Below are 12,992 nucleotides of genomic sequence, written 5' to 3'. Positions count from 1 at the left end.
CTAGGGGTCAGCCGGCGAGCGCATCGCGGGCCGCCGACGCCGCGTCGTCGAGCAGCGTGCGTGCCGCATCGTACCCCCGCGGCTGGTTCGAGAGCAGCACGACGACGTAGCGCCCGTCCGCGTCCGGGAAGCCCGCCGAGTGCAGGTCGATGCTCGACCCGAAGCAGCACAGCCACCCCTGCTTCGCCGCCGCCGTCCCGCGTCGCGACGGGTCCAGCAGGCCGAAACCCTGGTCGAACCCGTCGGCCGCGGTGGCCGGCGCCGCCGCGAGCGCCTGCAGGACGAGGTCCCGGTCGGCGGGCGCGAGGCGGGTGATGACGTAGGAGTACAGCGCCGCCACGTCCTGCGCCGACGTCCGCACCTCGCCCCACTGCGACGTGTCCGCCGGCGGGCTGGTCTGCCCCAGCCCGAGCGCCGCGGCCACCCGGCGGATGCCCTCCGGACCGCCGTAGCTCGACCAGAGCGCGTTCATCGCGTCGTCGTCGGACAGGCTCAGCGCGCGGCGGAAGCGCTGCTCGTCGGCCTCGGTCGTCTCGACCTGCCCCGCCTCGCGCCGGGTGAGGATGTCGACGATCGTGAAGAGCTTGGCCACCGACGCCGCCCGCAGCGGGGTGCCGCCCTCGTCGTTGGCGACGGTCTGGCCGGTGGTGCGGTCGAGGACGGCCACCCCGAGCGTGACGCCGCTGCGCTCCTGCGCGGCCGGGGCGGTGGCGTCCACGGCGGCCTGGGCGCGGGAGGGCTCCGGCGGGGGCTCCGCAGGTGTCGTGGTCGACGGTGCCGCGGCGACGGGCGGTGGCGCGGGGGCAGGCGCCGGAGCGGGCGCGGACCCGCCCGTCGCGCACCCGGCCACGAGTGCCGCCGCGACGAGCGCACCGGCGAGGCGGCCACGGCGGGGGATCACGCGGTGATCCTCCGCCCGGGGAGGTGAGGTCTGCGCGACGGAACGCCCTTCTCCGGGCGACGTCACAGCGGCGGTCACGCCGCCAGCATCACCTCGTCGGCGCGCAGCGCGGCCACGACACGCTCGGTCATGGCGCGCTGGACGGCCCACTGCCGACCGGGCTTCGTACGAGCCGTCAGTCGGAGGGTCATACCGGACGCGGACAGCGACTCGACCCCGAGGACCTGCGGCTTGTCGAGGACGTCGCCGCCGTGGCCGTTCTCGTGGATCGCCGCGACCGCCGCGTCCTCGGCGAGCGCGGCGGCGTGGGTGACGTCGGTGTCGAGCGCCAGCGGGATGTCGAGGACGGCGACGGCGTGGTCCTGCGACCCGTTGCCGACGCGCTCGATGGTGCCGTTGCGGACGTACCAGACCATGCCGGTGACGTCGCGGACCGTCGTGGTGCGCAGCCCGACGCGCTCGATGGTGCCGACGGCGTCGCCGAGGTCGACGTGGTCGCCGACGCCGTACTGGTCCTCGAGGAGCATGAAGATCCCGGACAGGAAGTCCTTGACGAGGTTCTGGGCGCCGAACCCGATGGCCAGCCCGACGACGCCGGCCGAGGCGAGCACGGGCGCGAGGTTCACGCCGAACTGGCCCAGAACCATCATGAACGCGGTCCCGAAGATCAGGATGCTGGCCGCGTTGCGGATCACCGAGCTCACCGTGCGCGCCCGCTGGGCGCGGCGGGCGGAGCCGAACGCCTGGATGCGGTCGGCGTCGGTGACCCCGCGCTTGCGGCGCAGGAGCGAGAGCAGGCCCGGGACGCCCGCGCCGTTGGCCACGTGGCCGATGACGCGGTTGATCACGAAGCGCAGGAGCACGGCGACGACCACGATCACGGCCACGGCGATGCCCGTGTGCATCAGCGCGTCGAGGGTCAGGGCAGGGGCGAACGGCACGGCAACCACCTCGGGGAGCGGGGAGCGGTGAGCGGGTGACCGGCGCGCCACCGTGCCCGATCGTCCGGAGGCCTCGCAAACCACCTGGGCACACGCCCGCCCGGCGCGGACGAGGAGGCCGGGCGGGTGTGAAACCCGGATGAGGGGTAGACAACCGGGCATGGCGACCTCCAGCGCTGGCACGACCCGGCGCGGCGACCGTTCTCCCTTGATCGTCGGGCTGGCCGTGGCCGTGGCGGTGCCGGGCCTCGTCCTGCGCGTCGGTGGGCTGCACCTCTCGCCGCCGGTCGACGCGCTGCTGTTCGGGCTCGCGATCATCGGGGCGGCGTTCCTGCTCTCGTGGGCCGCGGAGGCCGCGCAGGTCGACATCTCGGCGGGGCTCGCGATCGCGCTGCTCGCGCTGGTCGCGGTGCTCCCGGAGTACGCCGTGGACTTCGTCTTCACGATCCAGGGCGGCAACGCCTACGCCCAGTACGGGCCGACGTGTCTGCCACCGGGCTCCACCGAGCAATCACCCTGCGGGCTCGCGCTGGCCAACATGACCGGCGCCAACCGGATCCTCGTCGGCGTCGGGTGGGCGCTCGTCGTGCTGCTCGCCGCCTTCCGGCTGCGCCGCGGGGGCGCCGACGCGGGCCAGGACGGCGGGGCCGGCACCTCGCACCGGCCCGGCCACCCCACGCGGGTGACGCTGCTGCGGACCGACTCGGTGCCGCTGGTCTTCCTGCTGCTCGCGACGCTCTACTCGCTGACGCTCCCGCTGCGCGTCAGCATCACGCTCGTCGACACCGTCGTCCTCGTCGGCATCTTCGTCGCCTACAGCATCCGCGTCGCCAAGGCCCCGGCCGAGGACCCCGACCTCATCGGCCCGTCGGCGTGGGTCGGGCGCATGGACCCCCCGAAGCGCCGCACCGGTTACATCGGCCTCTTCGTCGTGGCCGCACTGATCATCGTGCTCTGCGCCGAGCCGTTCGCCGAGTCGCTGGTCGAGACCGGCACCGAACTCGGTATCAGCCAGTTCTTCCTCGTCCAGTGGCTCGCCCCGCTCGCCTCCGAGGCGCCCGAACTGCTCGTCGCCGGCCTCTACGCCTGGCGGCTCAAGACGACCGACGCCCTCGCCACCCTGGTGTCGTCGAAGGTCAACCAGTGGTCGCTGCTCGTCGGGACGCTGCCGATCGTGTTCGCGCTGTCCGCGGGCTCGCTCAACGGGCTGCCGGTCGACGCCATGCAGCGCGAGGAGCTGCTGATCACCGCGGCGCAGTCGCTGTTCGCGGTCGCGCTGCTGGTCACGCTGTCGATCAACGTGGTCGGGGCGCTGAGCCTGCTCGGGCTCTTCGTCGCCCAGTTCGCCCTCGCCGCCACCCTGCCCGCGCCGCTGCAGGAGCTCGAGCTGCTGATCCTCTCCGGTGTCTACATCGTCGCCGCGATCGTGATCTTCATCCGCAAGCGCCACGAGCTCGTGCGGCTGCTGCGCGACGGCCTCCGCACGCCCTACGACGAGCTCACCGAGGCGAAGTGAGCGGCCGCCTCGCCGTCATGCTCGTGCACGGCGTCGAGAGCGCCGGCGAGCAGTACGCCGCCCGCGCCATGTCGCTGCTGCGCGAGGAGTTCGAGCGCATCGCCGGGGTGCCCGCACAGGACGCCCTGGTGATCAAGCCGGCGTTCTGGGCGCCGGTGTTCGAGCAGGGGCAGGAGGAGCTCAGCGACCGGATCACCGGCTCCGGCTCGCGCTGGCTGCTGGACATCCTCGACGGCCTCGCCGCGCGGGCGAGCCAGGGCTCCACGCTCGCGCTGCTCGCGGCGGCCTCGACGGCCGGCCTGCGCTGGCTGCCCGGCCTCGAGAACGCCCACTTCCCCACGCTGCGCTGGCTGATCGTCCACTACCTCGGCGACGTCGTGGCCTACCAGTCGGGCTTGGACGGCACCGGCCACTACGCGGAGGTCCAGGCGGTGCTCGCGCGCACGCTGCACGAGCTCGCGACCGAGGCGGGCGGCGACGCGCCGCTGGCCGTGCTCGGCCACAGCCTCGGCAGCGTCGTCTCCAGCGACTTCCTCTACGACCTCCAGGGCGGCGCTCCCCTGGGTCCGGCCGCGACCCGGGCCCTGGGCGACACACCGCTCGAGCGCGGCGAGACGTTCGGGTGGTACTACACGCTCGGCAGCCCGCTGGCCCTGTGGGCGCAGCGCCACCCCGACTTCGGCAAGCCCCTGACCGTGCCCCACCCGGGGCTCGCCGACCGGCACCCGCGCCAGCGCGGCGAGTGGGTCAACGTCTACGACCCCGACGACGTCATCGCCTCACCCCTGCGCCCCCTCAGCGACGCCTGGGCCGACGCCGTCCACGAGGACCGCCGCGTCGGTGTCGGGCCGTGGTGGCTGGGCTGGACCCCGCTCGCGCACCCGTACTACTGGAACGACCGCCGCGTCGTCACCCCGATCGCCTCGCAGCTCGCCCAGGCCTGGCACCGGCTCTGAGCAGGGGGCGGGGCGACCGCCGTCACCCCATCGTGGTCCTCTCCAGCACGATCTCTCCGGAGTGCCACCGGTGTCGACGACACCCACGGCTCCCCGGAGAGATCGAACTGGCGAGCTCGCTCAGACCTTCGCCCGCTCCACCTGCTCGATGCGGTCCTCGGCGGCCATCTCGGTCAGCTTGCGGCCGGCCTCGGCGTCGCGAGTGAGGTTCTCGCCGGTCTTGGGGTCGAAGACGTGCACCTTGCGGGTGTCCAGCCAGAACTCCGCCTCGCGACCCTCGCGGATGCGGCTCGTGGAGTCGATCGACACCACGGCCTGGGTCCGCAGCTGGTCGGAGTCGAGCTCGCGGGAGAGCTCCTTGAGCTGCTCGGAGATCTCGGCCGGCGCCTCGTACGGGATGTAGGCGTACTGGGCGTCGCCGAGCCACTCGGTGACGTCGACCCGGGCGGTGAACGTCGAGCCGTGGGGCTTCTTGGCCTCGTCGACGAGGCTCGCGTCCTCGAAGTACTCGGGCCGGATGCCGACGAGCAGCAGGTCGTGGCCCTTGACCTTCTCGGCGCGCTCCGCGCCCAGCTCCACCTGGCCGAACGGCGTCGACAGGCTGGTGCCCTCGACGCTCGCGGGCAGGAAGTTCATCGGCGGCGAGCCGATGAACCCCGCGACGAAGAGGTTGACCGGCTGCTCGTAGAGCTCGCGCGGCGACGCGACCTGCTGGATGACGCCCTTGCGCAGCACGCAGACGCGGTCGCCCAGGGTCATGGCCTCGGTCTGGTCGTGGGTGACGTAGACCGTGGTGATGCCGAGGCGGCGCTGCAGGCGCGCGATCTCGGTGCGCATCTGGCCGCGCAGCTTGGCGTCGAGGTTGGACAGCGGCTCGTCGAAAAGGAACGCGTCGGCGGAGCGGACGATCGCCCGGCCCATGGCGACACGCTGGCGCTGACCACCGGACAGGTTGGCCGGCTTGCGCTCCAGGTGCTCCTTGAGCTCGAGGACGCTCGCCGCCTCCTCGACCCGCTGCCGGACCTCGCTGTCGGACACCTTGGCCAGGCGCAGCGGGAAGGCGATGTTCTCGAACACGCTCAGGTGCGGGTAGAGCGCGTAGTTCTGGAACACCATCGACAGGTTGCGGTCGCGCGGCGCCTTGTCGTTGACGCGGTTGCCGGCGATGACCATGTCGCCCGACGTGATGTCCTCGAGCCCGACGATCATCCGCAGCAGCGTCGACTTCCCGCAGCCCGACGGCCCGACCAGGATCATGAACTCGCCGTCGGCGATGTCGAGGCTCACGTCGTTCACGGCGGGGTAGCCGTCGCCGTACTGCTTGACGATGTGGCTCATCTCGATCGAGGCCATTGGTTATCCCTTCACGGCGCCGTTGGTGAGACCGGCGACGATGCGCCGCTGGAAGAGCAGGACGAGGATCACGACCGGGATCGTGACGATCACCGCGGCGGCCGCGATCGGGCCGTTCGGTGACTCGAACTGCGACGCGCCCGAGAACAGACCGAGCGCCGCGGGCACCGGACGGGCCGCTTCGGTCGACGTCAGCGAGATGCCGTAGACGAAGTCGTTCCAGGCGAGGAAGAACGCGATGATCGCCGTGGTGAACACGCCCGGCGCGGCCAGCGGCACGATCACCTTGCGGAACGCCTGCCACGGCGTCGCCCCGTCGACCTGGGCGGCCTGCTCCATCTCCCACGGGATCTCGCGGAAGAAGGCCGACAGGGTCCAGATCGAGATGGGCAGCGTCAGCGACAGGTACGGGATGATCAGACCGGGCCAGGTGTTGTAGAGCCCGATCTGCCGCCACAGGTTGAACAGCGGCGTGACGATGGAGATCACCGGGAAGATCGCCACCGCGAGCGCGGTGGACAGGATGAGCTTCTTGCCCGGGAAGTCCAGGCGGGCGATCGCGTACGCGGCGAACATCGAGAGCAGGCAGGAGATGAACGTCGCGATGATGCAGATGCCGAACGAGTTGACCAGCGCGGGCAGGAAGAGCCCGGCCGCGTCGCCGACGAGGATCTGCTCGTAGTTGGCGCCGGAGAACACGGTGGGCAGGAACTGGCCGTTCGAGATGTCGTCCGACGACTTGAACGACAGCGAGATGATCCACGCCACCGGGAACAGGCAGTAGACGACGATCAGCAGGCCGCCGATACCCCAGCCGACCTTTTCGCGGGTGGACACCGGCTACTCCCCTCGCGCCTGGGACAGGTCGACCTTGAAGCCCTTGATGAACAGGGCGCTGATCAGCACCACCGACAGGAACAGCAGCACCGACACCGCCGATCCCAGCCCGATCTCGACGCGCTCGATCGTCTGGCGGTAGGCGAGGAACGACACCGTCTCGGTGTTGTTCGCGCCGGCCGTCATGACGAACACGGAGTCGAAGACGCGGAAGGCGTCCAGGGTGCGGAACAGGACGGCGACCATGATCGCCGCCTTCATGTTGGGCAGCGTCACCCGCCGCAGCCGCTGCCACCACGTCGCGCCGTCGACCTTCGCGGCCTCCTGCAGGACGTCGGGCACCTGGGCGAGGCCCGCGAGCAGCAGCAGCGAGATGAACGGCGTGGTCTTCCAGATCTCGGCGAGGCAGATGACGAACAGCGAGAGGCCCTGCGTGCCGAACCAGTCGGTCTCGGGGGTGGCGCCCAGGAACGAGAACCAGGAGTTCACGAAGCCCGAGTCGACGCTGAACGCGAACTGCCACGCGAACGCGGAGACCACGGTGATCACCGCGTACGGGATGAGGATCACCGTGCGCAGCACCGGCCGCAGCGCCTTGAGCGCGTTGAGCATCACCAGGGCGAGCCCGAACCCGAGGACCAGCTCGACCGCCACCGTCACGACGGTGATGAACGCGGTGACGCCGAACGACGTCCACCACACCGAGTCGGTGAGGATCACGCCGTAGTTGCCGAGCCCGACGAACGAGGAGTTCTCGGGGTCGGTGAGGCGGTAGTCGAACAGCGAGTCGAAGACCGCCTGGACGATCGGGTAGGCCGTGACCAGCAGCATCACGACGAACGCGGGACCGGCGAGGTACCAGCCGAGGCGACGCTCGGCCCGCATCTTCTCGTTCAGGCGGGCGCCGCGGGTGGGGTCGACCGCGCTGGTCGGTCGATCGAGAGTGGCGCTCACAGCAGCGCCTCCTTCCTCAGCACCGCGGTGATGAGGGCCGTGGCGGCCTCGTTGGTGGGGCCGGGCACGACCGCGTCCGGCGGGTGGAAGGTGCGCTGGATGCCGCCGGAGACCTCCGCGTAGTACGCGGTCTGGGGCCGGGGCGCGGCGAGGGTCAGCGAGTCACGGATGACCGGGGCCATCGGGAACTCGGCCAGCACCTCCGGGTCGCTGAACACCGAGATGCGCGACGACGGGTTGCCGTTCGAGACGAAGTAGTACGCCGAGTTCTGCGGGTTGCTGATGCAGGTCGTGGCCTCGTAGGCGAGGTCCGGGTGGTTGCTGAACGCGCCCACCCCGAGGTTGATGCCGCCCAGCGGCGGCGCGCTCGGCCGGTCCGGGGTCACGCGCGGGTAGAGCGCCCAGCCGTAGTCGTCGGGCACCGACTGCGGCAGCGTGCCCTCCTCCACCGCGGACTTGGCCTTCCCCCAGATGAACGGGTAGTTGACCATGAACGCGGCCGACCCCGACTGGAAGGACTCGGCGTTCGTGTCCTCGTCCGCGGTCGGGAACCCGGGCGGGGCGACGCCCGCCTCGCCGTACGTCTGCAGCACGCGGGACGCCTCGATGCCGGGGGGCGCGTTCAGCCCGAGCTGGACGAGCTCCGGGTTCTCCTCGCCGACGTTGGTGATGATCGAGCCGCCGGCGGACTCGACGAGCGCGTTGACCCACACCGTCAGCGACTCGCCCCGCACGCCCTGCGCGGCGATCTGGGTGCGGTTCTGCGCCGCGGCCCCGATGATCTGGTCCCAGGTCACCGGCTGGTTCATGTCCAGCCCCATCGCCGCGACCGCGGACTTGCGGTACCAGAGCAGCTGGGTGTTGGCCCAGAACGGGACGACGACAAGGCGGCCCTGCCAGGTGGAGGCCTCGATCGAGCTGGGGACGCGGTCCTCGCGCGCGGCGGCCTCGACGTCCGGCGGCATCGGGGCCAGGAAGCCCGCCTGCGCGAACTCGGGCACGTACGGCGGGTCGATGCTCATGATGTCGATCGACGAGTCGTTCGCCGCGAGGCGCCGCACGAGCTGCTGACGCTGCTCGGAGGCCTGACGGGGCAGCGTCGAGGTCGCGATCGAGTACCGGCCGCCCGCGGCGGCGGTGCAGCGGGCCGCGATCTCGGCCTGGCCGCCGTCGTCCGGGTTGATGTACCAGGTGAGCACCGGCGGGCCGGGCGGCGCCGAACTGCACGCAGCGGCCAGTGCCGCGATCACCGCGACCGCGAGGGCCGCCGCGGTGAGCCGCCGACGGTGGTGGCGCATCGCTCTCCTTCCGGACACCCACACGAGAAATGGAAGCGCTTGCGGTGGGAGCGTGGTGATGGAGGTCTCACAAGTCAAGCACCGAGAGCGACCGACTGATCGCACTGGGACGTTAGGGGCCATTGTGTGCGACCTCCGGAGCAGCCCGCCGGCCGAGCGCTGGAAGCGCTTGCGGCGCGGTGTCATGCTGCCGCTGTGACCGGGGACACGCAGAGTGGGCGACGCGCCACGCCCGCGTCGCGGGTCACCCTCGACGACGTCGCGCGCCGCGCCGGCGTCTCCCTCGCCACCGCGTCGCGGGCCCTCGGCGACCACCCGCACGTCGCCGCGGCCACGCGCGCGCGGGTCCGCGAGGCGGCCGGGGAGCTCGACTACGTCGCCTCCCCCGAGGCGACGCGGCTCGCCGGCGGACCGACGGGGCGCGTCGCCGTGCTCGTGCCGCACCCGTCGCGCTGGTTCTTCGGCGAGCTCATCGAGGGCCTCGAGTCCGCCCTGCGCGCCGCCGACCTCGACCTCGTGCTCTTCCGCGTCGGCGGCCCCGAGGAGCGCGCCGCCTTCTTCGACCGCCTGCCGGCCCGCCGCAAGGTGGACGCCGTCGTGGTGCTCGCGTTCGCCGTCGACGAGGCCGAGCACGCCCGCCTCGCGTCGCTGGGCGTCGACGTCGTGGTCGCCGGCGGGCGGGTGGCGTCGTACCCGTCGGTCGGGATCGACGACCACGGCGCCGGCCGGCAGGCCGTGGACCACCTCATCCACCTCGGGCACCGGCGGATCGGGATGATCGCGGTGCAGGACGACGGGCAGCTCGCGCCGGACCCCGACGGACGCCGGTCGGCGTGGCGCGCGGCGCTGGGCGACGCCGGGGTGGAGCCGGCCGACGACCTCCTGGTCACCGTGCCCTGGGGCGGCGAGGGCGGCGCCGACGGCATGGCGCGCCTGCTCGGGCTGCGCACGCCCCCGACCGCCGTCTTCGCCCACGACGACGAGACCGCGCTCGGGGCGGTGCGCACCCTGCGCCGCGCCGGGCTGCGCGTGCCCGAGGACCTCTCCGTGATCGGCATCGACGACCACCCCCTGGCCGCGCTCACCGACCTCACGACCGTCGCCCAGCCCGTGCGCGACCAGGGCCGCCGCGCCGGCGAGCTGGTGGTGGCCGCCCTGCGCGGGGAGCTGCCGGAGCGGGTGCCGCCCGCGGAGCTCCTGCCCACCCGGCTCGTGCTGCGCGGCACGACCTCACCCCCGGGAGCACCACGATGACCGCACCGGACCTGCGCCTGCGCGTCCCCTCGCCCGGCCTGGTCGCCCTGCCCTGGGACCGGCCGCTCGCCGCCTGGGACCCCGCCGACGTGCCGCTGCGCGAGCTGCCCGTCGGCCCGAGCCGCCACCTGGTGCGCTTCGTCGAGGTCGACGGGACGCTCTGGGCGCTCAAGGAGCTGCCGCCGCGGATCGCGCGCAAGGAGTTCGACAACCTGCGCCACCTCGAGTCGGCCGGCCTGCCCGCCGTGCGCCCGGCCGGGCTCGTCACCCAGCCCGGCCACGACTGCTCGATCCTGCTGACCCGCTACCTCACCGGCTCGTGGCAGTACCGCCGGCTGATCGCGCGGCTGCCCCCGAACCGGCCCGCCCAGCGCGCGCGGCTGTTCGACGCGATGGTCGGCCTGCTCGTCGAGCTGCACCGCCACGGCGTCTACTGGGGTGACTGCTCGCTGGCCAACACCCTGTTCTCCCGCGACGGCCAGCTCTTCCAGGCCTGGCTCGTCGACGCCGAGACCAGCGAGGTGCACCCGTCGCTGTCCGACGGCCAGCGGCAGATGGACCTCGACATCCTCGTCGAGAACGTGGCCGCGGGCATGACCGACCTCGCCGCGAGCCTCGGGCGCCCGCGCGAGATCGAGCCGCAGCTGATCGCGGAGGCGATGGAGCTCCCCGAGCGCTACGAGGCGCTGTGGAACGTGCTGCACGGGGAGGCCCAGTTCGCGTTCGGCGACCGGTACCGCGTCGAGGCCATCGTGCGCGAGCTCAACGACCTCGGTTACGTCGTCGACGAGGTGAGCCTCGCGCCGGCCGACGACACGGCGGGCGGGGAAGTGCGCCTGCGCGTGGCCGTCGGCGAGCGCAACCACCACGCCCGCTACCTGCGCGAGCTCACCGGCCTGGAGGTCGGCGAGGGCCAGGCCCGCATCCTGCTGGGCGACCTGCGCGCCCACCAGCGCGCGATCGCCCAGGAGCACCCGGAGCGCCGGATCACCGAGGAGCAGGCGATCGCGAGCTGGCTCCACGACGTCCTCATCCCGGGCATGCGCCGGGCCCACGCCGCGGTGCGCCACGTCGGCACGGCCGTGCAGGCGTACTGCGACCTGCTCGAGGTCCGCTGGCTGCTCTCCGAGCAGAACGGGGCCGACGTGGGCACCGAGCGCGCGCTGGAGGCCCTCGCCGAGCGGGCCCCGACCGACTCCGCGGCGCGCTCGGTGGTGGTCGACACCGCCTCGGACATCCCGGTGGTCGAGGCCGACCCGGCGGTGCCGGACGTCCCGCCGGAATGGTGAGGCGGCGTGGTGATCAGCTCACCGCGAGCCACACCGCCGCGTCGGAGCCCAGCCGGCCGTCCTCGAGCGGCACGCTCGTCTGCAGGACCTCGTCGTGCGGCGGCAGCTCGACGGGCTCGGCGCCGAGGTTGACCAGGCACGCGAACCCGGGCTCGCGACGCAGGTGGAGCAGCGTGTCGCCGGGCGCGGACACCCACGTCATCTCGCCGTCGCCCAGCGCCGGATGGGCGCGCCGGCGGTGCAGCACCGACCGGTAGAGCTCGAGCACCGCGTCCGGGTCGCCCTGCTGCCGGTCGGCGGCGTACGAGGCCCACCACGACGGCTGCGGCAGCCACGGCGCGTCGGCGCCCTCGGGGCTGAAGCCGGTCGACGCGCCCTCGGTCGCCGACCACGGCAGCGGCACCCGGCACCCGTCGCGGCCGCGCACGGTGTGCCCCGAGCGCTCCCAGGTCGGGTCCTGCAGCGCGTCCTCGGGGATGTCCTCCACCTCGGGCAGGCCCAGCTCCTCGCCCTGGTAGACGTACATGCCCCCGGGCAGCGCGGCCTCGAGCAGCAGCGCGGCCCGCGCGCGGCGGGTGCCGAGCGCGAGGTCCGGCGCCGCGTCCGAGCTCGCCGGCACCGCGGACGTCGGGACCTCCTCGCGCTCGCGCACGGGGCGGCCGTAGCGGCTCGGGTGGCGCACGACGTCGTGGTTGGACAGCACCCACGTCGCCGGCGCGCCCGCGGCCCGCAGCAGCCCGCTGGTGACGTCGATCGTCTCGCGCAGGGCGGCCGGGTCCCACGGCGCGACGAGGTAGTCGAAGTTGAACGCCGTGTGCAGGCGCCCCGCCGACACGTAGCGGGCGAGGCGCTCGGGCGCCGGCGTCCAGGCCTCGGCGACGAACATCCGGTCGCCGGGGTACTGGTCGGCCACGCGCCGCCACGCCTCGTAGATCTCGAGGACGCCGTCGCGGTCGACGAACGGGTGCGTGCCCGGCGCGTAGGTGCGGCCGATGAGGTCGCGGTCGTCGGCGAGGTCGGGCAGCGCCGGGTCCTTGACCAGCCCGTGCGCCACGTCGATGCGGAACCCGTCGACGCCGCGGTCGAACCAGAAGCGCAGCACCGCCTCGAACTCGGCCGCCACCTCCGGGTTCGCCCAGTTCAGGTCCGGCTGCCCGGGGTCGAACAGGTGCAGGTACCACTGTGCTTCTTCTCCTGGCCCGTCCTCGACCCGCGTCCACGCCGGCCCGCCGAAGTGGGAGCGCCAGTTGGTGGGCGGCAGCGCGCCGTCGGGGCCGCGCCCGGGGCGGAAGACGTACCGGTCGCGCGCGCCCGGCTCGTCGGCCAGCGCGGCGACGAACCACGCGTGCCGGTCGGAGGTGTGGTTGGGGACGATGTCGGGGATCAGCCGCAGCCCGTGCTCGTGGGCGTCGACGATCAGCTTCTCGGCATCGCTGACCGTGCCGTACGCGGGCTCGATCGTCCGGTAGTCGGCGACGTCGTAGCCCGCGTCGGCCTGCGGGGACGCGTACCAGGGGTTGATCCACAGCGCGTCGACGCCGAGGTCGGCGAGGTAGGGGAGCTTCTCGCGGATCCCGGCGATGTCCCCGATCCCGTCGCCGTCGGCGTCGGCGAAGCTGCGGATGTAGACCTGGTAGATCACGGCCTCGCGCCACCAGGCAACGGCGTTCTCGGGCGTAGTGGTCACGCCCTC

General features: G+C 72.9%; 11 protein-coding genes. 4 read left to right on the top strand and 7 right to left on the bottom strand.

What is annotated here, in order from left to right:
• Window positions 1–7 precede the first annotated feature (7 nt).
• Window positions 8–901, bottom strand: a complete 894-nt coding sequence (locus ACFPK1_RS01705; RefSeq protein WP_378019157.1) for a serine hydrolase — start codon at window positions 899–901, stop codon at window positions 8–10.
• Window positions 902–975: 74 nt separating this feature from the next.
• Window positions 976–1,842 carry a mechanosensitive ion channel family protein gene (locus tag ACFPK1_RS01700; RefSeq protein WP_378019156.1) on the bottom strand — a complete coding sequence of 289 codons (867 nt, stop codon included), beginning with the start codon at window positions 1,840–1,842 and terminating at the stop codon, window positions 976–978.
• A 160-nt stretch (window positions 1,843–2,002) separates the two neighbouring features.
• On the opposite strand from ACFPK1_RS01700, the gene ACFPK1_RS01695 reads away from it, so the two are divergent.
• Both ACFPK1_RS01695 and ACFPK1_RS01690 read left to right on the top strand, forming a co-directional pair.
• Window positions 2,003–3,358: a sodium:proton exchanger gene (locus ACFPK1_RS01695; RefSeq protein WP_378019155.1), complete on the top strand. Its 1,356-nt coding sequence runs from the start codon at window positions 2,003–2,005 to the stop codon at window positions 3,356–3,358.
• Complete coding sequence (locus ACFPK1_RS01690; protein WP_378019154.1) at window positions 3,355–4,314, top strand: hypothetical protein; 960 nt, start codon at window positions 3,355–3,357, stop codon at window positions 4,312–4,314. Before ACFPK1_RS01695 ends, ACFPK1_RS01690 begins: the two co-directional genes overlap by 4 nt.
• Before the next feature lie 120 nt (window positions 4,315–4,434).
• Here ACFPK1_RS01690 and ACFPK1_RS01685 read toward each other — a convergent pair whose 3' ends face one another.
• From ACFPK1_RS01685 to ACFPK1_RS01670, 4 genes are read right to left on the bottom strand one after another with little or no spacing between them, the layout of a single operon-like run.
• On the bottom strand, window positions 4,435–5,667 hold the full coding sequence (locus ACFPK1_RS01685; protein ID WP_378019153.1) for an ABC transporter ATP-binding protein: 1,233 nt from the start codon (window positions 5,665–5,667) through the stop codon (window positions 4,435–4,437).
• Between the two features lie 3 nt (window positions 5,668–5,670).
• Complete coding sequence (locus ACFPK1_RS01680; protein WP_378019152.1) at window positions 5,671–6,504, bottom strand: carbohydrate ABC transporter permease; 834 nt, start codon at window positions 6,502–6,504, stop codon at window positions 5,671–5,673.
• A gap of 3 nt (window positions 6,505–6,507) precedes the next feature.
• Window positions 6,508–7,458, bottom strand: a complete 951-nt coding sequence (locus ACFPK1_RS01675; RefSeq protein ID WP_378019151.1) for a carbohydrate ABC transporter permease — start codon at window positions 7,456–7,458, stop codon at window positions 6,508–6,510.
• Window positions 7,455–8,756 (bottom strand): extracellular solute-binding protein, encoded by a 1,302-nt coding sequence (locus ACFPK1_RS01670; protein ID WP_378019150.1) that lies wholly within the window; start codon window positions 8,754–8,756, stop codon window positions 7,455–7,457. The genes ACFPK1_RS01675 and ACFPK1_RS01670 overlap by 4 nt, the downstream gene beginning before the upstream one ends.
• 195 nt (window positions 8,757–8,951) lie before the next feature.
• Between ACFPK1_RS01670 and ACFPK1_RS01665 the strand changes: the two genes are divergently transcribed.
• Window positions 8,952–10,010, top strand: a complete 1,059-nt coding sequence (locus ACFPK1_RS01665; RefSeq protein WP_378019149.1) for a LacI family DNA-binding transcriptional regulator — start codon at window positions 8,952–8,954, stop codon at window positions 10,008–10,010.
• Complete coding sequence (locus ACFPK1_RS01660) at window positions 10,007–11,299, top strand: DUF4032 domain-containing protein (RefSeq protein ID WP_378019148.1); 1,293 nt, start codon at window positions 10,007–10,009, stop codon at window positions 11,297–11,299. Before ACFPK1_RS01665 ends, ACFPK1_RS01660 begins: the two co-directional genes overlap by 4 nt.
• Before the next feature lie 13 nt (window positions 11,300–11,312).
• On the opposite strand, the gene ACFPK1_RS01655 is transcribed toward ACFPK1_RS01660, so the two are convergent.
• Entirely contained in the window at window positions 11,313–12,986 is a 1,674-nt protein-coding gene (locus ACFPK1_RS01655) for a glycoside hydrolase family 13 protein (protein ID WP_378019147.1), read from the bottom strand.
• Between the last annotated feature and the right edge of the window lie 6 nt (window positions 12,987–12,992).

The organism is Actinomycetospora rhizophila, assembly GCF_042657905.1.
Taxonomy (GTDB): domain Bacteria; phylum Actinomycetota; class Actinomycetes; order Mycobacteriales; family Pseudonocardiaceae; genus Actinomycetospora; species Actinomycetospora rhizophila.
Note: the sequence above shows the minus strand (reverse complement) of the source record. Positions and strands in the feature narration are given on the sequence as shown.

Excerpts from the sequence above, each read along its gene's own strand:
- ACFPK1_RS01695 (WP_378019155.1), top strand. The coding sequence starts at position 2,003 with ATGGCGACCTCCAGCGCTGGCACGACCCGGCGCGGCGACCGTTCTCCC.
- ACFPK1_RS01685 (WP_378019153.1), bottom strand. The coding sequence starts at position 5,667 with ATGGCCTCGATCGAGATGAGCCACATCGTCAAGCAGTACGGCGACGGC.
- ACFPK1_RS01670 (WP_378019150.1), bottom strand. The coding sequence starts at position 8,756 with ATGCGCCACCACCGTCGGCGGCTCACCGCGGCGGCCCTCGCGGTCGCG.
- ACFPK1_RS01660 (WP_378019148.1), top strand. The coding sequence starts at position 10,007 with ATGACCGCACCGGACCTGCGCCTGCGCGTCCCCTCGCCCGGCCTGGTC.